This window comes from Yersinia sp. 1252 StPb PI, assembly GCF_048593885.1.
Taxonomy (GTDB): Bacteria; Pseudomonadota; Gammaproteobacteria; order Enterobacterales; family Enterobacteriaceae; genus Yersinia; species Yersinia enterocolitica_E.
The window spans coordinates 1-23,686 of the sequence record NZ_JAZGQE010000064.1; the positions used below are offsets into that span (position 1 = coordinate 1).

A 23,686-nucleotide genomic window follows, 5' to 3' on the forward strand; every position below is an offset into this window, starting at 1 on the left:
ACCTGGATTAATATTTTAATAAATAGGAATACACAGCACACTCATTTATATTTCATCCAACATTTTGTCGTTATTAACCTTCTTGAGTATTTCGTCTTTTAAATTCATCTGTAAATAGGAATGTATAAAACCATGGGTCATCGCAACACATTAAATACACGTTTATTGCCGTTATCTATTTTGGTCTCATCATTGATATCTGGTGGGGCAATTGCTGCACCAACATCTGCGGTTACACCTCTTGGTATGGGCAATGGTAGCAACTTTACCGTAGCCAAAGCCCCTGCAGATATCTTGCTGGAAAGCATCGCTCCTGTGGGTCAAACAATCACAACAGAGATGATCAATCAGATTAAGTCGCAAATTACGACAGCGCAACAGGATCACCAGCAGCAGACTAAGGATTTTACAACCAGCATTGATAAATTAAAACCTGCACAAAAAAAACAAGCAAAAAACGAATTAGATTCACTTAACGATGCATTTGAAAAACACATTAAGCAGTTAGAAGCCGTTGTTGCTTATGCAGAAGACGAGAGCGAAGCCAACAAAAATAAACTCAATGCAGCAGCAATAGATGCTTTTACAGCTTCACTCAATAACAAAGCGCCGGGGCAGTTCACCGCTGAAGAAGCCAACTCACTGTTTATTGCATCATTAACCAACGACAACTCAGCTATTTCGCCAGGGCTTGAGCAAAAAGCCACGACAGTCAAACAGCAGCAACAAGCAAGCCAAAATACCCTGACTAAGGTGCAAAACTACCTGACTCAAGGTGTGATAAGCCAGGAACAAACAGAAAAACTGGTGGCTTATTTTGCTGAGAAACAAGCTAAGTTCAACGAGCTGGCTGTGGCTAAACAGGAGCACAAAAAAGCAGAAGAAGCAGAAAAAAAAGCAAGTGTTGATGTCGTACGTCTGACTCCTGAATTAAAATTTAATCAAGCAAAGCTCAAACTCGCTGAGCAAGAAAAAACTCAAGCTGAAGATAACTTAATACTGCTTAATACTGCAAAAAGTACTGCAATTAATACTGTCAATCCAAATTGGAATGAAAACACACCAGATCTCGAACAAGAGCTTGAGGATTTGATTAAAGACTCAACCACTACTCAGGACAAAAAAACTGAGATTGAAGCCGCGCAAAAGGCCATCAAGGATGCAGCGGCAGCACAGCAGGTAGCTGATGACGCAACCAAGAAACATCAGTCTGCCGATGATGATTTTAAAAATATTAAGGCTAAGGTTATTGCTGCCAATCAGATTAAAACTGACGCTGCGGCTGACCTCCTAACTAGCACCACAGTAATGCAGGCTGCGGCAACAGCATTAGCTAGTTTAGAGACAGTAACGACTACGACTGTTGATATGCCTGCATTTGAGCAAAAAATTGCCGGCACTGAGCAACAAACCGTCGCTGCGCGAACCTTTGCACTCGATACCCTGGTATCGGGCGGCACACAAAAGGTGGAAAAAGACGGTAAGATCATTGGCAGTATTATTAGTGAAGGTGGCACGGTAACGTTGGCGCTTGGCGCACTGGCAAATAGCACCGTGATCACCAAAGGCAGCATGGAAAATAACGGTGGTACGGATAAGAATACCATCGTTGGTGCAGAAGGTCAGTTGATCCTTACAGGGATAAGTGACACTGAACGAGCCATATCAGAAGGGGCTATTGTTGCCAAAGGCGGCCAGGTTACAGCGGGAAATAATTCTGTTGTCAGTGATCTGGTCAGTGAAGGTGAGATTACTGCCAAAGATAACGCTATTATCTCTAAAGCTATCATCAAGGGTGGGAGCTTAACCCTGCAAAATAAAGCCATTGCCATGGATACCACGCTGAATGGCGGTGTTTTCACCGTTGAAGCTGACGCAGGAGCGACAGATACCACGGTTAATAACGGTGCAGAATTCACCGTTAGTGGCGATGCGAAAGCTGACAACACCACGGTAAACGGCGGTATCTTGAAGATTAAGTCGCGCATGCAAGCCAATAAGATACTGGTTGAAGACGGTTATGCGCTGATCGCTAGTTCGCTGAAAGACGCGGAGTTAAATGGCGGTACCACCATTTTCACCCAAACTGCCGCTGTCGAAGGGATCATTAATGCCAACCGAGGCAGTTTCCTGAGCGTCCATGACGGTGCAGTAACCCAGGATGCAGACCTGAATTTAGCCGGTAACATGGTGCTGGTGGCCGAAGATGCACCTTATGTCAGGCTACACCCAACTTCCCGTGCGGCCTTTAGCGCCATGAATGGCAAACCCGCTAAATTCGCCTTTAAAGATGTCACGCTGGCGGGCGGTTCTATCGATATGAGCCAAACAAAAGCGCAACTGACCATGAACTCATTGGCAGGTAACGGTAGCTTTAACTTAGGTTCAGCCCTGCATAGCCATACCACGGCACCACTGAATGTAACGGGTGATGCTGATGGTGATTTCAACGTTCAGATCGATGCCAGCGGTGTTGCTCCGGCTAACCTGAATGTCGTTGATGTACAGGGTACCAATAACGCGCGCTTTGCACTGGCTAATGGCCCGGTAGATCTGGGTAACTATAAGCACAACCTGGTCAGTGATGGTCAAGGCGGCTTCAAACTGGTAGCCGATAAAGCAGCCCTGACACCAAGTACTGCGGGTGTGCTGGCTGTCGCCAATACCATGCCGGTTATCTTTAATGCTGAATTAAGTTCGATTCAGAATCGTTTGGATAAGCAAAGCTCGTCAGCTAACGAAAGCGGTGTGTGGCTCACTTACCTGAACGACAGCTATAACGTGAAAGGCACAGCGGCCAACTTCAACCAGAAGTTGAATGGCATGACTTTAGGTGGCGATAAAGCCATTGATTTAGGTAATGCCGTATTCAGTGTGGGTAGTTTCGCCAGCTACAGCAGCTCAAATATCAAATCGGATTACCAGAGCAGCGGCAGTGTGGAAAGCAACTCATTGGGTGCTTACGCGCAATATTTGGCTAACAGCGGTTATTACATTAATGGTGTGCTGAAAACTAACCAGTTTAAACAGAACCTCAGTGTGACCGCTAAAGACGGCAGCGCCACCGGCAATACTAACTTCTCCGGTCTGGGTCTGGCCATGAAGGCAGGTAAACATATCAATATCAATGAAATGTATATCTCCCCTTATGTCGCGCTGAACACCTTTAGCTCCGGTAAGAGCCAGTACCAACTGTCTAACGGTATGGAAGCACAAAGCCAAGGCGCACGTTCTACCACCGGTACTCTGGGGATGAACACCGGTTATCGCATTGTGTTGAATGGTGGTACTGAAATTAAGCCTTACGCTATCTTCTCAGTGGATCATGACCTGATGGCCAGTAACAAGGTGATGGTTAACAACGAAATGTTTGATAACAGCCTGAAAGGGACCCGAGCTAACGCAGGTGTGGGTGTCAATGTAAACCTGACCTCTAACCTGTCAATCGGTTCTGAAGTGAAAGTCTCTAAAGGTAAAAACATTGCGACCCCAATGACCATTAATATGGGCGTTGCTTACACCTTCTAAATAACACGTTAAGTTCTTCATGTAGCAATGAGAATGGTGTGTCAAAAAAGGGAGCCACTTACGGCTCCCTTTCCTATAGCTAGCTAATCTGGCCCGCCAACAGCGAGTTAATGGCTGGTCGAGGGAATAACATTTCTCAGCCAACTGCCCCAGCGGCGCTGATAAAACGCCTGCGTATGGGTCATCAGATAGTGGCTTACCCCACGCTCTTTCTCATTAACCAGACAGAAATCGACCGGGTGTTCATCCGGTGCATGGTCACTGGCCACATTGCCCGCTTCCTGAATTAGCTGATCTATCTCTTCGGGCGAACCATCCACTTCCAACCCAATCAGTAAGTTAGGTTGCTCATCCACACTTTTATCATGCATCAATGCCAGAAAAGCACGCCGCACCGGTTTGCGCTGGCTAAACAGTTGGATCAAAGCATCAACCATCGCCGCCGGATACTCTTCCGGCTGGCCCAACAAGATTTGGCTCTCTTTATCCACCATCATTTCAGCCGGTTGGGCTAAACCGCCATTTTCCAATAGCATCGCCACTTCTTGCGGCCAAAACTCTTTGCCATGTTCTGATTTCGGGTTCAGGAACAGATGTGCACCCTGTGTCATTTCAAATAACACCCGTACTGGCATAGCAACAAAAGGCTGCTTTTCGAGGTCAGTTTGCTCATCCTCAGCCTGGCTCAGCGCCTGTTGCAATACTTCTGGCGAACTGAAAAAAGGAATAACTGATTCACCATCCTGCTTTTCCCAATGCAGAATATTGACCCCATTGCCCGCAGTGAAGGTCATCTCGCTATCCTCACCGCCCGGTTCTGAGCCGGCCACCAGCACTAACACCGTGGCGTCCAGTAATCTGCGGAAAAAAGCAGTGCGATAAATTGACTCAGTTGCCGCCAGTTTTAGCAACGACTCCAGACTCTGGTCCTCATCATGGTGGTGATCGTGGTTATCATCGGCAGGTGGTTGTAGCAAACTCATCTTGTACTCCGAAAAACGTCAAGCAGATCGAACAAAGGGACGTAAATGCGCCCCATTAGTAGCTTACAAAACCAAACGAAGGGGAAGCGCACCGTTCGGGTCGTAGCGGCGTGAGCCGCCGGAGTACCCGTAGGTGTGCTTGCCCCTTCATTCACCAAACTTACTGTTTTGCTTTCGCCAACAACAAATTAGCAATGGTACGAACACCTAAACCTGTAGCACCGGCAGACCATTGTTCAACCGCACTTTTACGGTAAGTGGCAGAGCAGTCAATATGGAGCCAACCTTGTTGGTAGTTTTTCACAAAATGCGACAGGAATGCGGCGGCAGTACTGGCACCCGCACTGTAGGCAGCGCCCGCCACATTATTCAATTCAGCAAAGTTAGATGGCAACTGGCTGCGATGGAATTCCGCCAAAGGTAAACGCCAGAAAGGTTCATGTTCACTTTGCGCGCTGTTCAACAGCGCTTGTGCCAGCTCATCATCAAAGCTGAACAGAGCATGGTAGTCGTTACCCAATGCCGTTTTGGCCGCACCGGTTAAAGTGGCAGCATCAATAATCAGCGGTGCGTTTTGCTCGGCGGCATCAATCAGGCCATCAGCCAGTACCAGACGCCCTTCAGCATCGGTATTCATGATTTCTACAGTTTTACCATTGCGGTAACGGATAATATCACCCAATTTAAAGGCATTACCGCTAACCATATTGTCGGCACAACACAGATACAACTTCACACGCTGTTTCAAGCCACGCGCCGCCGCCAGGGCCAAGGCTCCCGTCACGGTGGCTGCACCGCCCATATCGGATTTCATCGAGTCCATGAACGCACTCTGCTTCAGGCTGTAACCGCCGGAATCAAATGTAATTCCTTTACCTACCAGACAGGCCATTACCGGCGCATCAGGATTACCGGTTGGGTTATAATCCAAGGCCAGCAATACCGGTGCGCGATCAGATCCACGACCCACGGTATAGATCCCAGCATAGCCCTGCTCGCGCAGATCTTCGCCTTTGGTAATACGGTAACTGATTGCATCGCACGAGACGGCACACATCAAATCAATGGCATTTTTAGCCAATTGCTCTGGACCTAAGTCTTCCGCCGGTGCGTTGATCGTGTCGCGCACCCAATCGATAATTTTTATGCGTTGTTTCAGTTCAGTTTTTTCGTTCTCTGGCAGTTCTGCCCACTCCACGCTGCGCTGACCTTTTGGCCCACGGAACCCTTGCCAAAATGCCCAACTTTGCTCTAACCCCCAGCCCTCGCCAGCCAGTTTTATGTGCTTGATTCCCAGCCCATCTATTTTGCGCGCAGCACGTTGAATCGCACCTAATTTACCGTTGTCCGTCAGGTGGATAGTCATCCCTTCAGCATCGGTACTCAACAGCGTTTTCTCGCCCCAACGGGCATCTGCCGGATTATGCGACAGGGATACTTGCATCAATTCTGTTGTCATTATTACCTCGTTATTATTTGCTGTATACCCTTCGTCCTTGGCGCTACAGGGGTGTTAGCTACGCGCACTACTCGGCCCGTCCATCGGCCTCGCCTCTGCGAGGCCGCTGCAAGCAGCGTTCAAATCTGCTCCAGGCAGATTTGTCACCCGAATCACTTACTGGTCTTGACCTTAAAATATAAGTAAGTTTATCGGGATTAATGAGCCTCAAAGAGGCTCCCCCTGCGGGCTAGCATCAATGCTGTTCAAATCGGTCTTCAACCGATTTGTCGTTCACTTGCTGCCTGCCTGCAACGCCAATGACTTTGAGTATAGGATATCAGATCAGGTACAAAAAAGGCCGCTTTCGCGACCCTACAATACTCACTCAAACTCATCCAACCACACTAATAGAATGGCCTCTAGCACTTTTTCATTCGATTTCTGCGGATCGTCGTCAAAATCTTCCAGAGAGCAAATCCATTGATGCATATCGGTAAAACGCACGGTTTTCGGATCGGTATCCGGGAATCTGTCGTAGAGTGCTTCACCGATTTCCCGAGTATCTTGCCACGTTAAGCTCATATCAATGCTCCCGCGCATGGTTAATGGTATAACGCGGGATCTCAACTACCAAGTCTTCGTCGGTCACTCTGGCTTGGCAGCTCAGGCGGCTCTCCGGCTCCAGACCCCAGGCTTTATCCAACATATCATCTTCCAACTCACTGCTTTCTGGTAAGGAATCGAACCCTTCACGCACCACGCAGTGGCAGGTGGTGCAGGCGCAGGATTTCTCACAGGCATGCTCAATATCGATCCCATTGCGCAAGGCAACGTCGAGTATAGTCTCACCTTGGGTTGCTTCCAGTACTGCACCATCCGGGCAAAGATCTTTATGGGGCAGAAATACTATTTTGGGCATGATTAAACCTCATCCACTGAATGACCAGCCAACGCACGGCGAATGGAAGCATCCATCCGGCGCGCAGCAAAATCTTGCGTTTGCGCATCTAACGCTTTGATCGCAGCTTCGATTGCGTGTGGGTCGTTACCCTGCATCTGCTGCTGTAATAAGGCCATCGCCTGAACGATAGCGGTACTTTCTTGCTCACTGAGTAATGCTGCATCTTCTGCCAATGCGCCTTGTAAACTCTCCAGCACACGGGATGCTTCGACCTGTTGTTCCGCTAACTTACGCGCACTGACATCACTTTGCGCATTCGCCATCGAATCTTTAATCATATTGGCAATTTCATCATCAGATAGCCCATAGGATGGCTTAACCTGAATCGATGCCTCAACACCGGTGGACTTCTCCATCGCGGTAACACTCAATAGACCGTCAGCATCTACCTGGAAAGTAACACGAATATGCGCACCACCTGCAGGCAGTGGCGGTAGGCCACGCAAGGTAAAACGGGCTAATGAACGACAATCTTGCACCAATTCACGCTCGCCTTGCAGCACATGGATGTTCATCCCACTCTGCCCATCTTTAAAGGTGGTGAACTCCTGCGCGCGGGCTACTGGAATAGTGGTATTGCGCGGAATAACTTTCTCCACCAGGCCGCCCATGGTTTCCAACCCCAATGAAAGCGGGATAACATCAAGCAGCAGCATGTCACTATCGGGCTTATTACCCACTAAAATATCGGCCTGGATGGCGGCACCGATTGCCACAACTTTATCGGGATCAATCGAGGTTAGCGGCGTGCGGCCAAAGAATTGCCCGACTTGCTCACGCACCAGCGGCACACGGGTTGAACCACCAACCATCACCACTTCCAGCACCTCATCAGGGGTCACTGCGGCATCTTTCAACGCACGGCGACAAGACATTAATGTCCGTTTGATTAACGCTGCAATCAGCGATTCAAACTGCCCACGGGTTATTTGCCCCTGCCAGCCAGCAACAGAGACATCTGCAACCTCGGCGTCACTCAACGCGATTTTAGCCGCGATCGCTGCATCAAGTAATTGCCGCTGAATACCATGATCATCACGGGAGTCAATACCTGCTTGTTCACGCAGCCAATCGGCTAATAGATGGTCAAAGTCATCGCCCCCCAGGGCAGAATCACCACCGGTTGCCAACACTTCGAACACACCACGGCTCAAACGCAGAATAGAGATATCAAAGGTGCCACCGCCAAGATCATAAACGGCAATCACCCCTTCCTGACCTGAATCCAGGCCATAGGCAATTGCCGCTGCGGTCGGCTCATTAAGCAGACGTAATACATGTAGCCCCGCCAGACGTGCCGCATCTTTGGTACCCTGACGCTGAGCGTCATCAAAATACGCCGGCACAGTGATCACCACACCATCCAGATCACCACTCAGTGCCGCTTGGGCACGTGCAGACAATACTTTAAGAATATCAGCAGACACCTGGATCGGATTCACCAACCCGCTGGCAGTCTGGATCATCGGCAAGCCATTTTCGCTGGGCTGGAATTGGTAAGGCAGATTAGGATAGCGCTGTACGATATCTGCCAAAGAGCGACCTATCATACGTTTAATTGAACTGATGGTATTGACCGGGTCCAATGCCGCCAGATTGCGGGCATTCCAACCAACATCAATACTATTTGCTTGATAATGAACCACTGAGGGCAAAAGATCCCGCTGTTGCTCATCAACCAGCGTTTGTGCTTTACCGCTACGCACGGTGGCGACCAATGAATTGGTCGTACCTAAGTCTATGCCTGCGGCCAGCCGACGTTGATGCGGCTGCGCAGTTAAACCAGGCTCACTAATTTGTAATAAGGCCATGTTGAACTTCCATCAATCATGAGTCTAAAGAGCAAAATCTATCCGGTGATAGGCTCTGAATTAATCAGACATTACGACAATTAATAAATTGAGTTTTAGTTATTTTACCAATTAGAGACCACGGTTATACCCTAAATAATTCGAGTTGCATGCAGGCGGCAATTGAGTGAATCCCGATGAGTTGACGCCAGTCAATGATTCGGGTGAACGAAAGCGGCCAACACACATGCAGCTTGAAGTATGACGGGTATAAATCAAGATAAATCATCAAACAAACGCTCTTCAAGTTGTTCAACCTGCTGTTGTAACTTATCCAAAAAACGCAATTTACGCACAGTATCAGCCGCCAGTTCCCACTGTTGCTTATCCAGTTGCTCCACCATTTGCTGACTGCGCGTTTGTGTCATCAATGCTAAGCGGCTACTGAATGCAGCAAGCTGCGTTTCGGCATCGGGTTTGCGTTCAATCTCATCAAGCTCTTCACGCAGTTCCAACTGCTCTATCAGAAATGCAGTATCACGCATGGTGTGCTGTTCATTGCCTAAATCAAAACCCTGCAAAGATAACATATACTCGGCACGTTTTAACGGATGCTTGAGGGTTTGGTAAGCGTCATTGATGGTTGCGGCTTGTTGCAACGAGGCTAAACGCTCGCGTTCAGGCTGGTTAGCAAAACGGTCAGGGTGGAATTGACGTTGTAATTCCTGATAGCGGGTAGTGAGTTGGTTGCCGTCAACCAGATAGCGAGGCGGCAGCCCGAACAATGTGAAGTAATCCATAGCATGCTCTGGAATATAGTGATGGCTTAGCAAATATTATACAGCCCTCTTGTTATGCAAGAGAGCTGTATGAAGCACAAGTGCCTGAGGTAGAAACAAAAACAGGAGTCAGACGTTAAAGCTTTCACCACATCCGCACTCACTTGAGACATTCGGATTGTTAAACTTAAAGCCTTCGTTCAGCCCTTCCTTGACGAAATCTAATTCGGTGCCATCAAGATAGACCATGCTTTTGCCGTCGATGATCACTTTCACACCTTTGTCTTCAAAAATGACGTCATCGTCGTTCATTTCATCAACAAATTCGAGTACATATGCCATACCAGAGCAGCCTGATGTCCTTACGCCCAAGCGCAGACCCAAGCCTTTACCACGGTGATTTAAAAAGGCACTGACCCGTTGTGCAGCACTGTCGCTGATTGATATCGACATACACCTTCCTCAACTCTGCTAACAATTGATAACCTATGTTACAACTACTTGGCAGTATGTTTGCTTTTGTAGTCGGCGATAGCTGCTTTAATGGCATCTTCAGCCAGAATCGAGCAGTGAATTTTGACTGGCGGTAACTCCAGTTCTTCCGCGATTTGAGTATTTTTGATCGCTTCAGCCTGATCGAGAGATTTGCCCTTCATCCATTCAGTTACCAGAGAGCTGGAAGCAATGGCTGAACCGCAACCATAAGTCTTGAAACGAGCATCTTCAATAATACCGGCTTCGTTGACTTTGATCTGCAATTTCATGACATCACCACAAGCGGGTGCGCCAACCATGCCACTACCAATAGTAGGGTCTGCGTTGTCGAATGAACCGACGTTGCGTGGATTTTCGTAATGATCGATTACTTTTTCGCTGTAAGCCATGTGATTACTCCTGAGTCTTAAAGTCTGGAATTAATGGTGAGACCATTCAATGCTGCTAATATCCACGCCCTGTTTGAACATATCCCATAACGGGGACAAATCACGCAGACGGCCAATAGATTTACGCACCAGCACAATGGCGTAGTCTACCTCTTCTTGAGTGGTGAAACGCCCCAGAGAGAAACGGATTGAACTGTGAGCCAGTTCGTCGTTCATCCCCAACGCACGCAACACATAAGAAGGTTCCAGACTCGCGGAGGTACAGGCTGAACCTGATGAAACAGCCAGATCTTTCAGTGCCATGATCAGCGACTCACCTTCAACATAGTTGAAGCTAATGTTCAGAATGCCAGGTGCGCCATTCTCTAAATCGCCATTCAGGTAAACTTCTTCGATATCTTTCAAACCATTCCACAAACGCAGGCGCAGTGAGCGCAGACGCGCAGCTTCGCTTTCCATCTCTTCTTTGGCGATACGGTAAGCTTCACCCATACCGGCTATCTGATGGACTGGCAAGGTGCCTGAACGCATACCACGCTCATGACCACCACCGTGCTGTTGTGCTTCGATGCGAATGCGTGGTTTACGGCGAACAAACAGCGCGCCAATACCCATCGGACCATAAACTTTATGGGCTGAGAAGGACATCAAATCAACTTTCAGTTTGCTCAGATCAATCGGTAATTTACCAACACTTTGCGTTGCATCGACGTGGAAAATGATCCCGCGACTGCGGCACATTTCGCCGATTTCAGCGATATCCTGCACCACACCGATTTCATTATTCACGTGCATGATAGAGACCAAAATGGTGTCTTCACGCATGGCCGCTTCAAGCTGTTTCAGGTCGATAATACCGTTAGACTGTGGTGCCAGATAAGTCACGTCGAAGCCTTCACGCTCCAGTTGACGACAGGTATCCAGCACCGCTTTATGTTCGGTTTTACAGGTGATGATGTGCTTGCCTTTCTTTTGATAGAAATTAGCCGCACCTTTTATTGCAAGGTTATCAGACTCAGTTGCACCGGAGGTGAAGACAATCTCACGAGGGTCAGCACCTACCAGAGCAGCAATATCATTACGTGCAATATCAACGGCTTCTTCTGCCTGCCAACCGAACTTATGAGAACGCGAGGCGGGGTTACCGAAAATACCGTCCAGAGTCAGATACTGCATCATTTTTTCAGCGACACGAGGGTCTACCGGGGTGGTTGCTGCATAATCCAGATAGATAGGTGTCTTTATTTTTGATTCGGTCATTGCTCTTATGCTCCGTACATCACTTCCAAAACGTAAAATTCCGCAGATTCTGCTTATGCGCGCAGATTGACGTTAATCGTCTCTTGCGGTCGGCCATTAGCCGTACGGCGCGTATCGTTATTCTGACGATCCGCAACCTCTAGGATATCTTGGTTATTCACCAGTTCTGCCAGCGTAATATTGTTGAGGAAGCTGCTGATGCGCTCACTCAGATCACGCCACAAGGTGTGAGTCAGGCAACGATCTCCGCCCTGACAGCCTTCTTTACCCTGACAACGGGTAGCATCGACAGATTCGTCTACGGCGGTGATTACTGCACCTACCGCGATTGCTGATGCATCTTTGCCCAGCAGGTAACCGCCACCTGGACCACGGACGCTGGCAACTAAGCCATTTTTGCGTAACCGTGAAAACAGTTGTTCCAAATAGGATAATGAGATCCCTTGGCGTTCAGAAATATCTGCCAGAGGAACTGGCCCGTCCTGGGAATGTAATGCCACATCAAGCATGGCGGTCACGGCATAACGGCCTTTGGATGTCAGTCTCATAGCTAAAATTACCTGTTGGTGAAAACAAGCCAGAATTCTGACATTCTTGACTGTTTTAGTCAACTATTTAACCTAGTAATTTACTCAAGTATTATTAACCTATTCCATTTTGAATAATATGGCAGGATTTTAATAATAACCAATTGATATAAAACCTTATTTTTTGTTATCTAACGCACTTTCACCCGCATCATGCTGTGGGTGTTTATCCTGTTTTTCAATGGATGTCAGCATACCGCGCAAGATATTTAGCTCTTGAGCCTCTGGGCGTGCACGGGTAAACAGACGGCGCAATTTACTCATAATCTGGCCTGGATGTGCCTGTCGGATAAAACCAGTATGGGATAACACCTGCTCCAAATGCAGATAAAAGCGCTCCAGATCATCCACCAAAGGATAAGGGGCTTCCTCTTCTTCTATTACCGGTGCCGCAGCCTGCTGGCGATCAAGGAATGCTACCCGCACTTCATAGGCTAAAATTTGTACCGCCATCGCCAAATTTAATGAACTGTATTCGGGGTTTGCCGGGATCGCCACATGATAATGGCATTTCTGTAGTTCATCATTCGTCAGCCCTACCCGCTCGCGGCCAAATACCAATGCAACCGGAGCATGTTCTGCTTCGTGGGCGCTGCGCACACCACATTCACGCGGCTCTAACATTGGCCAAGGCAAGGTGCGTGAACGGGCACTGGTACCGACAACCAGACTACACCCAGCCAATGCTTCATCTAAAGTATCGACAATAGTAGCATTACCAATGACATCACTGGCACCGGCAGATAGCGCAATCGCCTGCGAATCGGGTTTGACTAAAGGGTTAACCAGATACAAGTTGGTTAATCCCATGGTTTTCATGGCCCTGGCTGTTGAACCCATATTGCCGGTGTGCGAGGTTTCGACCAAAACGATACGAATATTGTGTAGCATACAAACTCTGAAGATAACGGGGAATCGCCATATCTTAACACAGACATATACCCAAGCTACTTCGAGTTGCAGGCAGGCGGCAACCGAGTGACAAATCAGTCGGGAACCGATTTGAACAGCATTTATGCTCGCCCGTAGGGTGAGCCTCAAGGATGAGGCTCATTAGTTCCTGGGAACTTAGATAACTAAGTAACCAGGGCAAATAAGGGCAGTCAACACCTCTGCATCTTGAAGGGTGACGGGTATAGGCATTTATCAGAACCCCTGCTATACTGCGCCCCGTTTCTCGTTCTTTAACATCCTAGTGGAAGATACCCATGCATCCGATGCTGACTATCGCCATACGCGCTGCGCGTAAGGCCGGTAACCTGATTGCCAAAAATTATGAAACCCCGGACGCTGTCGAAGCGAGCCAGAAAGGGACTAACGACTTTGTTACTAATGTAGACCGTGATGCAGAGCGCCTGATTGTCGAGGTCATCCGTAAATCTTACCCAAAACACACCATTATTGGTGAAGAGTGCGGTGAGTTGGTTGGTGAAGACGATGATGTACAATGGGTTATTGATCCACTGGATGGCACTACCAACTTCATCAAACGCCTCCCTCATTTCGCCGTTTCTATCGCTGTACGCATCAAAGGCCGTACCGAAGTGGCAGTGGTTTATGACCCAATGCGTAACGAATTGTTTACAGCCACCCGTGGTCAGGGCGCGCAATTAAACGGCTATCGTCTGCGCGGCACCAATGCTAAAGATTTAGACGGCACCATTCTGGCGACCGGCTTCCCATTCAAAGTAAAACAACATGCGCCAGCTTATCTGCGCGTTGTGGGTAAACTGTTTGAACAGTGTGCAGATTTTCGTCGCACCGGTTCAGCGGCACTGGATCTGGCTTATGTGGCCGCTGGCCGTGTTGACGGTTTCTTTGAGATTGGTCTGAAGCCATGGGATTTTGCTGGTGGCGAACTGTTGGTACGTGAGTCTGGCGGTATCGTGACTGACTTTGCTGGCGGTCATAACCATTTCAGTTCTGGCAATATCGTAGCCGGTAATCCACGTATTGTTAAATCTATCGTTCAAGCGATGAGCGATGAGATTAGTGATGCATTGAAACGTTAATATCATATACCCGTCATCTTTCAAATTGCAGGTGTGTTGGCTGCTCTCGTTCACCCGAATCACTTACTCGTGTAAGCTCATCGGGGTTCTCTTGTTTGCCGCCTTCCTACACCTTGAAATCTATAGGGTATATACGCATCCAGCCATATGAAAAAAGCCAGTCTGGGTTAACCGACTGGCTTTTTTCATTGTTAACTTTAGCGGCCAAAGGGCCGTATGCCGCCGATAAACTCCGGCTGACTAGAAAGATAGAGCAGCACACCGGCAAACAGCAGAATAATCCCGCCGGTTAATGCCAGCGTAGACCACGCAATAGCTCCCCAGGCTACCGGTGCACGATGACGGCTTAAGTACACCGCCAGACGCCGCGCATAATGGACAAACAGCGCCAGTAGCGAAATGGTCAGGGATGTTCCGATTGCCATCGCTATCGCTGACAAAATCCCCCACCCGTAGACGCCGATCACTTTGGCAAATAACAGCACCATAATCGCGCCGGAACAAGGCCGCATCCCCATGGCCAGAACAATCGCCAGACGAGTGCGCCAGTCATCCCCAGCTTGTAGCTCTTGAGCACTGGGGAGATGGCGATGCCCACAACCACAATGGTCACTATGAACATGGTTGGCAGGCAACGGTTGTATACGTTGGATGCTGATTTTTTGCGGTTTGAGTAGTTTAATCTGCTGATAAAGACGCTTTAAGGCCCGTAAACACAGCAAAACCCCCAGTGCGATAACCAGCAGGAAACTGCCCTTCTCCAACCAGAAACTGCTTTGATGCAGATACCGTGATGAGAGTTGTAAAACACCCAGCAGTAACGTTACCAACAAGATAGCCACACCACCTTGCAATAGTGAGGCGGCAAAAGTTAGCTTCAGACTCTCTTTTAATTGTGCCGGATGGGTCGCCAGATAAGTGACAATCACCACTTTGCCATGCCCCGGCCCCATTGCATGCAATACGCCATAAATCAGGCTAAACATCATCAATGTAAAACCAGTCTGATGAGGATTAGCTTTAACTTGTTGCAGTAATTGGGCCATCTGCTGATGCATGCTTTTCTGCCAAATGACTGTTTTGAACAGCAACTCAGGCCAATAGAGCCATGCCACCTGGGCTGCACCGGCTAAGATCAGTAAAAACAGTATTAGCGGCCATAAATTTATCAGCCAGTGCCGGGGCCGTGAAACTGCCGTGATACCTACTGACATTGTACGGTAACCCGCTGTGCAAACTGTTTTCCTAGTTCCATGTCTTCTCCTGGCGAATCACTTTTATCCAACGATAATGCATACGCTTGTAACGAAGCATTGGGATCTGGGGTAAATAAGGTTAACTGGCAACTTTTCTCCATGTCAGTTGATAACCTTACCGCCTTGTTGCCCGCATAGGTCATGTCAACAAAATAGGTCGGGTCGTAAGTGGAGATGATGAAAGGCTTCCCCGCCAGCGGTTGGGGTTCTGCCAGTGGCAAAATAAACGCTAAAACTGCCTGATGTCCCTTGCGGGATAAGTGATACTCTGTTGGTAAGTTTTTATATTTCACCGGCTTACCGTCACGATAAATATCGGTGAAATAGTGCTGCCCCAGCACATTAGCCATCACTTCAGCCGCCAGTTTTTTCCAGATTTCAGAGTCACTTTTGGCATTTTCCGCATCATATAACAGATCGGCAGATGTGATTTCATCCATAGTCCATACCATTTTCATCCCCACCAGCATCTGTTTATCGCTAACAAAAGTGGTATCCATATCAATAAAACTGTGCGGATGGGCCTGCGCCAACTGGCTATAAACAAAAATCCCCCCCGCCAGCAGCAAAGCTATCAGCCGTTTAACCGTCATCATATTGTTATGGTATAACATATCACACATTGATCAATCCTTAGATATTCTATGATGTGCCCAAAGTCATTGGTGTTACCGGTAGGCAGTCAGCTAACGACCCTATAGCTCAAGCACTCCGGGGAAAACTGTGATGTAAGTTATAAGTCGATGTAAAAGCCCACAGCCCCACTAAACCGAATAGAATCTCTTTTGCTATGCTTAAGCCTGATAAACAACAACACATTCATCACGGAAGGTTATATGAGCTTGGACACTCCCTCTGTGCCCCAGTTATCCGATCAACCGCTATCCGGTCAACAACGACGCTGCCATATGGTGCTGATGCTATTCATGCCTGCACACAAGGTACAACTGGACACCATCAGCCAATTCAATGGCGTCGGGCTAGCGACTACCCGGCAAGATATAACCGAGGTTGCCAATGAAATCCAGCGTTTCTACCATTTGCAGCTCAGCGCCGATAGTGACGATAGTTGTCTGATTCACGGTAGCCATCTTGATAAAAGACTGTGCCTAATTCATTGGCTACGGCGTGGGTTACGCTATTGCCCGCATTTCGTTGAGAACCAGTTTGCTCCCCATCTGTATCAGGCTTTGTCATGGGATAACACGGTACTATCGCAGCATCTGCCACAGATAATCAGCCAATGTGAACCCCATCTCAGTCGGCAGTTAAATGAAAGAGACCGTCAGTTTTTACAACTGTATTTGGCTTATTGTGCTTGGGAAAATCGACAGCAGGTGTTGCCAGAATTATCACCCACCCAGCAGCAGTGGTTAGAATGCAAACCCGCACTGGCAGCGGCTGACAGCTTGTTTGATTCATTTAATCCGTTATTAGGTCATGCGCTGAATAGAGTTGAACGGGATATGCTGATTCTGATGCTAACGATGATTAAAGCACACAGCTATCACAGCACTCAATCAGCGGAAGATGCCCGTCTAATCAACGCCATTCACCAATTGATCACGCATTTTCAGCAACTTTCAGGGATGACACTTAGTAGCAATGAAGCACTGATCAGCCAACTTTTTGCCCATCTCGCTCCCGCAATTGAGCGCTGTTATTTCAATATCGGGATTGATAATTCTTTGTTGGAAGAAGTTATCCAAAAATACCCGCGGCTGTTACGAACCACGCGACAGGCGCTGGCTACTTTTGAACAGGAATATCAGATTCAATTCTCTGTCGACGAAGTCGGTCTGATTGCCATTAGCTTTGGTGCCTGGCTGATGCAGGAAAATGCATTACAGGAAAAGCAGATTTTACTGCTGACGCGGAATAATCCAGAATTGGAAGAGCAAGTGGAACAGCAGGTACGTGAGTTAACCTTACTGCCATTACATATTAAATATTTGCCCCACGACGTTTATCTGCAATCGGGTGCCCCGCCCGGCACTACTGTGGTGCTCACACCGTATGCCGTACGGCAACCTGAATCAACGCCCCCGCTGATTCAGGTACTACTACCGCTCACTGAGCAACAAAACAAGCAGTTACGCAGTGTGTTGGAACTGCCTTAACTGGCAGACTCTGGCTGACTCGGCACTACCCGAGGGCGAATAAACAGTGCCGGGATCACAATCAATGCCATAACCCAGAACACCCCTCCCTGATAATGCTCAAACAGGAAACCGGAGATCACCGTCATGACCGCAATTCCCCCGCCCATCGCCAGTGCAGAATAAACTGACTGTAAACGGATCACATCCGGCCCACGTCGCGCGGCAATAAAACGCATGGCTGCCAAGTGGCAGACAGTAAACGAGCCACAATGTAAAATCTGAATCAAGATCAACCACGGCAATTCGGTGGTTGATGCCATTAAGCTCCAGCGCACTATCCCGGTGATCGCCGAAAGCAGTAATAAGCTGCGGGCAGTCCAGCGGCGAAATAGTACATTGCTAAATGCGAACACCAGAATCTCAGCGACCACGCCCAACGACCATAAATAACCAATGGTGGCGGCGGAATAACCAGCATCTTGCCAGTAAATAGAGCTAAAACTGTAATAACCGGCATGCGCACCTTGTAATAGCGTCACGCAGAGTAAAAAACGCCAGACCTGTGGCTCAGACAGTAATACTTTCCAGTGGGTGGCGACAACATTACGATGTTTAATCTCACCCTGCGGCATAATACTGGGTTTGAGTAACGCCCCGAGTAACATGGCGGCGATACCGAAAGTCAGGCTATAGAGAATAGCCGTGTGGCCCCAAACAGAGACCAGCTTACCGGTCAATGCCGAACCGATAACAAAAGCCAGTGACCCCCACAGCCGGACCTTGCCATAATCCATGGTTATCTGTTTCTGCCAGGTGGCTGCCAACGCATCAGTCAGTGGCACTAGTGGGCCAAAAAACAGGTTAAAACCCGCAATAACCACCATCAACCAGGCCCAACCATTACCAAACCAAAAACCCACCGCAAAGGCCAATGTCAGTAGTGCCAAAATTCGGATTGCTGTAACCAGATGAGAAGGATCTTTGACGCTGGGGGCAATGATCAGACTGCCAAGGAAACGGGAGATTAAGCCTGCACCCAACAAGATACCAATGGTTTCCGGTGGAATGCCTTCCCCTTGTAACCAGATGCCCCAAAAAGGCAGGAAAATGCCATAAGAAAAAAAATAGGTGAAATAGCTGAGCGACAGCCAACGTGTTGATTGCAATACCATGAATCCCTCCAGGCTCAGCCCGATACTGTGACAGAGGCCTCTTCCGCTGGCAATGTTGTAATTATGCAAACATACAGTTTGGGATGAGCTTCACATTTAAATAGGGTGATTTACAAAGTAACAACAGATTGCGCGGCCGCTATCGCATCGTTACATTCACGCTACAGATATCAATATTAGATATAAAAAAACCCGCATTCGCGGGTTTTCATTACAGCTTAACGATATCCAGCAATATTATGCGTAAACCGGTAAGCGGGCGCAGATAGCCAGTACTTTCTGTTTCACGCGCTCAATGGTTGCTTCATCGTTGATGTTATCTAACACATCACACATCCAGCCAGCCAGTTCGCGAGATTCCGCTTCTTTGAAGCCACGGCGGGTAATCGCTGGGCTACCGATACGCACACCTGAAGTCACAAACGGACTTCTCGGATCGTTAGGTACGCTGTTTTTGTTCACGGTAATATTCGCACGGCCCAAAGCGGCATCGGCGTCTTTACCGGTGATATCTTTATCCACCAGATCCAACAGGAACAGGTGGTTCTCAGTACCGCCAGAAACCACTTTATAGCCGCGCTCTTGGAACACTGACACCATCGCTTTGGCATTGTTAACTACTTGTTGCTGATAAATTTTGAACTCAGGCTCCATGGCTTCTTTCAATGCTACCGCTTTACCGGCAATAACATGCATCAATGGGCCACCCTGGTTACCAGGGAAAACAGAAGAGTTCAGTTTCTTATACAGATCTTCATCACCGCCTTTCGCCAAGATCAGACCGCCACGTGGGCCAGCCAATGTTTTGTGCGTGGTCGTGGTAACGACATGTGCATGTGGGACCGGGTTAGGATAAACGCCAGCAGCAACCAGACCTGCTACGTGAGCCATATCCACAAAGAACCATGCGTCGATGCTATCAGCGATTTCACGCATTTTTGCCCAATCAACGATACCGGAATAAGCAGAGAAGCCACCGATAATCATTTTTGGTTTATGAATTTCGGCCTGACGCGCCAGATCTTCATAATCAATCTGACCAGATTCATCGATACCGTAAGGTACGATATTGTACAGTTTACCGGAGAAGTTAACCGGTGAGCCGTGGGTTAGGTGGCCGCCATGGGCCAGGTTCATCCCCAATACAGTATCACCGGGTTGCAGCAATGCAGAGTAAACAGAGACGTTTGCCTGAGAACCGGAATGTGGCTGAACGTTAGCGTAATCGGCACCGAACAACGCTTTAGCACGGTCAATGGCCAGTTGCTCAACAACGTCAACATACTCACAGCCACCGTAGTAACGTTTGCCTGGATAACCTTCAGCATATTTATTCGTCAACTGAGAACCTTGCGCCTGCATAACACGCGGGCTGGTGTAGTTCTCAGAGGCAATCAGCTCAATGTGCTCTTCCTGGCGCACCACTTCTTGCTCCATTGCACGCCATAAATCTGCATCATAATCGGCAATGTTCATTTCACGCTTTAACATCCAGCTCTCCTGACTTAGCTAACAAGTTATACCTATACCCAAAGTCATTGGAGGTGCAGCTAGGCAACCAATGAGCGACAAATCGGTTGAAGACCGATTTGAACAGCATTTATGCTAGCCCTCAGGGTGAGCCTCTTTGAGGCTCATTAATCCCGATGAGCTGACTCACGTCAGTGATTCGGGTGAGTGAGAGCAGCGAACACCGCTGCAGCTTCAAGTACGAAGGGTATAGTGGGCTACCCGTTTGGGTTCTAGCCCACAGTGTAAACTGTTTCCCCCCCGTTAAGATAGGTCTTGACAGAGGTTTTTACGCAAACGATTGGCTTCAGACTGCGTAAGGCTTTGACCTGTTCAGACTTCATCCAGTGCAACGGAATTATCCTCATATTCATCATGTGATTTTTTCACATTCTGTGAGCTGACACGTCAAGGTAATCCCTTATAAGTGGAATCTGCATTTACAAATTAGGGTGCAATCTATAAGATGCATTTAAAATACATGTATTGATTTACACACTATAATACCCAAAGTAATTAGCGTGACAGCGAGGCTCGTAGATGGGCCGAGTAACAAAACCGCTGTGACGCCAAATACCACGGGAATAAGGAGCACACCATGCTAGATAACCAAACCATCGCTACCGTTCAGGCCACCATTCCGTTACTTGCCGCCACCGGCCCCAAACTCACTGCACATTTTTACGATCGCATGTTTGAGCACAATCCTGAGCTGAAGCACATTTTCAATATGAGTAATCAGTTTAATGGCGATCAGCGTGAAGCTCTGTTTAATGCGATTTGCGCCTATGCAGCCAATATCGATAATTTGGCGGCACTACTGCCCGCTGTTGAGCGTATTGCTCAGAAACATACCAGCCTGAATATTCAACCTGAGCACTATGCCATTATCGGCCATCATCTGATCAGCACTCTGGATGAGATGTTCTCCCCCGGCCAGGAAGTGTTAGATGCCTGGGGTAAGGCCTATGGTGTGTTGGCAGATGTTTTTATTCAGCGAGAAAGTCAGATTTATCAGCAGGGAGAGGCCAGCACCGGTGGCTGGCGGACCTTACGCCGTTTTCGTATCATTAAAAAAGAGATGCAGAGCGAGGTGATTTGCAGCTTTGTGTTAGCGCCGGAAGACGGTGGCCGGGTATTGGATTTCAAACCGGGGCAATATCTGGGAATTTATATTGAAGATGAACAACTTGAATATCAGGAAATCCGCCAATACTCCCTGACTGCGGCACCCAATGGCAAGACTTACCGTATTGCGGTGAAACGCGAAGAGCAAGGCACAGTTTCTAACTATTTACACCAGCAACTGCACGAAGGAGATAGTGTACGTATCGCTCCCCCTCGTGGCGATTTCTTTCTCGATATCTCACCAGAAACGCCTGTTGCATTGATTTCTGCCGGTGTCGGCCAGACGCCAATGTTAAGTATGCTCAATACCCTTCATGATAACCAACATGCAGCGCCGATACATTGGCTACATGCCGCTGAAAATGGCCGGGTACACGCGTTTGCCGATGAAGTCGCGACTATTGCACAGAATATGCCGAATCTTAGCCGCCACGTGTGGTACCGCGAACCCACCGCTCAGGACCGTGCCGGTGATGATTATCACAGCCAAGGGCTGATGGATCTCAGTTCACATCAGTGGCTGGCGGCCGATCCCAATAGACATTATTATTTCTGTGGCCCGCTGGCATTTATGCAATATGCTGGCCGCCAGTTATTGGCGCAAGGGGTAGCATCCGCGCATATACATTATGAGTGTTTCGGCCCACATAAAGTCATCTAACTATTGAATTTATCATCGAGAGGCTGCTCAGCCTCTCCTCTATTTCTGTTCTAAAAAAACCATCTGGTTATTACGTTTAAATTTGGTAGAACGTGATATAGATCTCATATATCCTACCTTAATATTGCCACGATGAGACATTCGGATGAATGTCTAGCTATCCATACAACTAAAATTAATAGTGTGGCTACAATTATCCCCTTACTATTTATTACCCGGTAATAGAATTTATTGCTGAGTGAAATAAGGCTGAATTGACCTACCATGAGTAAGAAATTCATAAAAAAAGAAGGGTTGGCATTGGTATCCATGGCGCGCTATTTAATTGGTGAGCGCCCCGGTAATCGACTTAAAACCATCGATGAATTATCAGAAGATTTCGGTATCTCAGTCGGTGTAGTTCAGCACGCATTAAAAGTACTGGAAGCTGATGGGGCTATCATCGTTGAGCGTCGAGGCCGTAATGGTACCTTGCTTATTGACCTGAATATGCCGCAGTTACTGCAACAGGCTGATTTAGGTAATATGGTATGCGCCATGCCACTGCCCTATACCAAGCTTTATGAAGGCCTGGCCAGCGGCTTAAGAGAACAATTCACCCTACTTCCGCTCTATTTTGCCCATATGCGTGGGGCCGAAGTGCGTATCGAATGCCTGATAGATGGTGTCTACGATATGGCCGTCGTGTCGCATCTGGCAGCGAAAAGTTATCTGAACGAAGGGAAAGTGTCACTGGCATTAAATCTGGGTAATGGCTCTTACGTGGATGGCCACCAGCTTATTTGCCGCCCTGGTGAGCAGCACAAAATCCAGCGGGTAGGATTGGACCCGCGCTCACCTGACCAATGTTTGCTGACTGACATTAAATTTGCTGGCCAACCCATTGAGCGGGTTGAATTACCTTATAGTGACTGTATCGCACATATTAACCGTGGTGATATTGATGCTGCTATCTGGAATCTGGCCGAAGATATTCCTCATGAACACTTGCAGGCGATCAAATTACAAGGTGATGAGCGATATATTCAGGCTTCGCAGGCGGTTATCCTCATCCGGCCAGATAACCATCCGATCAAATTATTACTGGAAAAAGGCATCAATGAGACATTGTTGCTTAACCATCAGCGGGCAGTACAGAATGGCGAGATAGAGCCTCGCTATTAATATTATTTGCCTGGCTGCAAACTGAGCCATTTTCAGGAGGCCAACTCTTTGGAAATTTGTATTGATGCGCGTCTTAATATTCTGTGTCAATCAGGGGTTATCGATACCGATATTGGTCAGGGTTTAGACCAAGTTATCAACCGTTTAGAGAATTTTTGGCAGCTACCGGTTAGGGGTGAGCAGGGCATGATGGCCATTACCCATATGGCGAATGCATTAATGCGCACCCGCCGGGGCGAAGAGATCCATGCCCTGGATCCGGCGATATTAGCGGAAATTACCCAAAGTGAAGAAATTCACTATATCCGTGAGATCAATCAGGATTTATTGGCCTATTTTTCACTAAAACCGACAGAAAACGAAATAGGATATTTACTCGCGAACCTTTACGGTCTATACCTTTCTAGTGACGTCCCTCCGCTGCGCTGAAATGGGCTTCGCGGGAGTATCGTTAAATAAACAACATCAG

The 23,686-nt window shown here is 48.0% G+C and carries 21 protein-coding genes; 6 read left to right on the forward strand and 15 right to left on the reverse strand.

The window, feature by feature from the left end:
• Positions 1-132: 132 nt before the first annotated feature.
• A complete protein-coding gene (locus V2A85_RS11430) occupies positions 133-3,528 on the forward strand; it encodes an autotransporter outer membrane beta-barrel domain-containing protein (RefSeq protein ID WP_420071472.1) in 3,396 nt (1,131 codons plus the stop codon).
• A 107-nt stretch (positions 3,529-3,635) separates the two neighbouring features.
• Here the strand turns inward: V2A85_RS11430 and sseB are convergent, their stop codons facing one another.
• The 11 genes from sseB to trmJ form a co-directional block, all read right to left on the reverse strand.
• A complete protein-coding gene (gene sseB, locus V2A85_RS11435) occupies positions 3,636-4,511 on the reverse strand; it encodes an enhanced serine sensitivity protein SseB (RefSeq protein ID WP_420071473.1) in 876 nt (291 codons plus the stop codon).
• Between the two features lie 160 nt (positions 4,512-4,671).
• Positions 4,672-5,970: an aminopeptidase PepB gene (gene pepB, locus V2A85_RS11440; protein ID WP_420071474.1), complete on the reverse strand. Its 1,299-nt coding sequence runs from the start codon at positions 5,968-5,970 to the stop codon at positions 4,672-4,674.
• A gap of 363 nt (positions 5,971-6,333) precedes the next feature.
• Positions 6,334-6,534, reverse strand: coding sequence for a Fe-S cluster assembly protein IscX (gene iscX / locus V2A85_RS11445; protein WP_372559672.1), 201 nt, complete (start codon positions 6,532-6,534; stop codon positions 6,334-6,336).
• Position 6,535: 1 nt separating this feature from the next.
• Positions 6,536-6,871, reverse strand: coding sequence for an ISC system 2Fe-2S type ferredoxin (gene fdx / locus V2A85_RS11450; protein WP_004713939.1), 336 nt, complete (start codon positions 6,869-6,871; stop codon positions 6,536-6,538).
• 2 nt (positions 6,872-6,873) lie between these two features.
• Positions 6,874-8,724 carry a Fe-S protein assembly chaperone HscA gene (hscA, locus tag V2A85_RS11455; RefSeq protein WP_372559673.1) on the reverse strand — a complete coding sequence of 617 codons (1,851 nt, stop codon included), beginning with the start codon at positions 8,722-8,724 and terminating at the stop codon, positions 6,874-6,876.
• Positions 8,725-8,978: 254 nt separating this feature from the next.
• Entirely contained in the window at positions 8,979-9,503 is a 525-nt protein-coding gene (gene hscB, locus V2A85_RS11460; protein ID WP_372559674.1) for a co-chaperone HscB, read from the reverse strand.
• Positions 9,504-9,611: 108 nt separating this feature from the next.
• Positions 9,612-9,935 carry an iron-sulfur cluster assembly protein IscA gene (gene iscA / locus V2A85_RS11465; RefSeq protein ID WP_005192709.1) on the reverse strand — a complete coding sequence of 108 codons (324 nt, stop codon included), beginning with the start codon at positions 9,933-9,935 and terminating at the stop codon, positions 9,612-9,614.
• Between the two features lie 44 nt (positions 9,936-9,979).
• Positions 9,980-10,366 carry a Fe-S cluster assembly scaffold IscU gene (gene iscU / locus V2A85_RS11470; RefSeq protein ID WP_005159510.1) on the reverse strand — a complete coding sequence of 129 codons (387 nt, stop codon included), beginning with the start codon at positions 10,364-10,366 and terminating at the stop codon, positions 9,980-9,982.
• 30 nt (positions 10,367-10,396) lie between these two features.
• A complete protein-coding gene (locus V2A85_RS11475) occupies positions 10,397-11,611 on the reverse strand; it encodes an IscS subfamily cysteine desulfurase (protein WP_372559939.1) in 1,215 nt (404 codons plus the stop codon).
• 68 nt (positions 11,612-11,679) lie between these two features.
• Positions 11,680-12,174: a Fe-S cluster assembly transcriptional regulator IscR gene (gene iscR, locus V2A85_RS11480; protein WP_004707916.1), complete on the reverse strand. Its 495-nt coding sequence runs from the start codon at positions 12,172-12,174 to the stop codon at positions 11,680-11,682.
• A gap of 156 nt (positions 12,175-12,330) precedes the next feature.
• The gene (trmJ, locus tag V2A85_RS11485; RefSeq protein WP_372559675.1) at positions 12,331-13,104 is read right to left on the reverse strand and encodes a tRNA (cytosine(32)/uridine(32)-2'-O)-methyltransferase TrmJ; all 774 of its coding nucleotides are present in this window, start codon (positions 13,102-13,104) and stop codon (positions 12,331-12,333) included.
• A 317-nt stretch (positions 13,105-13,421) separates the two neighbouring features.
• Between trmJ and suhB the strand changes: the two genes are divergently transcribed.
• Positions 13,422-14,225, forward strand: a complete 804-nt coding sequence (gene suhB / locus V2A85_RS11490; protein ID WP_005192722.1) for an inositol-1-monophosphatase — start codon at positions 13,422-13,424, stop codon at positions 14,223-14,225.
• A 197-nt stretch (positions 14,226-14,422) separates the two neighbouring features.
• Here the strand turns inward: suhB and V2A85_RS11495 are convergent, their stop codons facing one another.
• Together V2A85_RS11495 and V2A85_RS11500 are read right to left on the reverse strand one after the other, a co-directional pair.
• A complete protein-coding gene (locus V2A85_RS11495; RefSeq protein ID WP_372559676.1) occupies positions 14,423-15,439 on the reverse strand; it encodes a nickel/cobalt transporter in 1,017 nt (338 codons plus the stop codon).
• A complete protein-coding gene (locus V2A85_RS11500) occupies positions 15,430-16,104 on the reverse strand; it encodes a DUF1007 family protein (protein WP_420071475.1) in 675 nt (224 codons plus the stop codon). The genes V2A85_RS11495 and V2A85_RS11500 overlap by 10 nt, the downstream gene beginning before the upstream one ends.
• A 213-nt stretch (positions 16,105-16,317) precedes the next feature.
• On the opposite strand from V2A85_RS11500, the gene csiE reads away from it, so the two are divergent.
• Positions 16,318-17,601 (forward strand): stationary phase inducible protein CsiE, encoded by a 1,284-nt coding sequence (gene csiE, locus V2A85_RS11505; protein ID WP_420071476.1) that lies wholly within the window; start codon positions 16,318-16,320, stop codon positions 17,599-17,601.
• Here csiE and V2A85_RS11510 read toward each other — a convergent pair.
• A complete protein-coding gene (locus V2A85_RS11510) occupies positions 17,598-18,755 on the reverse strand; it encodes a 3-phenylpropionate MFS transporter (protein ID WP_372559679.1) in 1,158 nt (385 codons plus the stop codon). The genes csiE and V2A85_RS11510 overlap by 4 nt on opposite strands.
• A 237-nt stretch (positions 18,756-18,992) precedes the next feature.
• Complete coding sequence (glyA, locus tag V2A85_RS11515; protein WP_372559680.1) at positions 18,993-20,246, reverse strand: serine hydroxymethyltransferase; 1,254 nt, start codon at positions 20,244-20,246, stop codon at positions 18,993-18,995.
• A 616-nt stretch (positions 20,247-20,862) separates the two neighbouring features.
• Between glyA and hmpA the strand changes: the two genes are divergently transcribed.
• The 3 genes from hmpA to V2A85_RS11530 all read left to right on the forward strand — a co-directional run bounded on the left by hmpA (position 20,863) and on the right by V2A85_RS11530 (position 23,646).
• On the forward strand, positions 20,863-22,053 hold the full coding sequence (gene hmpA, locus V2A85_RS11520) for an NO-inducible flavohemoprotein (RefSeq protein WP_420071477.1): 1,191 nt from the start codon (positions 20,863-20,865) through the stop codon (positions 22,051-22,053).
• A 264-nt stretch (positions 22,054-22,317) separates the two neighbouring features.
• Positions 22,318-23,217, forward strand: a complete 900-nt coding sequence (gene yhfZ / locus V2A85_RS11525) for a GntR family transcriptional regulator YhfZ (RefSeq protein WP_372559682.1) — start codon at positions 22,318-22,320, stop codon at positions 23,215-23,217.
• 48 nt (positions 23,218-23,265) lie between these two features.
• Positions 23,266-23,646: a PRD domain-containing protein gene (locus V2A85_RS11530; RefSeq protein ID WP_372559683.1), complete on the forward strand. Its 381-nt coding sequence runs from the start codon at positions 23,266-23,268 to the stop codon at positions 23,644-23,646.
• Positions 23,647-23,686 lie beyond the last annotated feature (40 nt).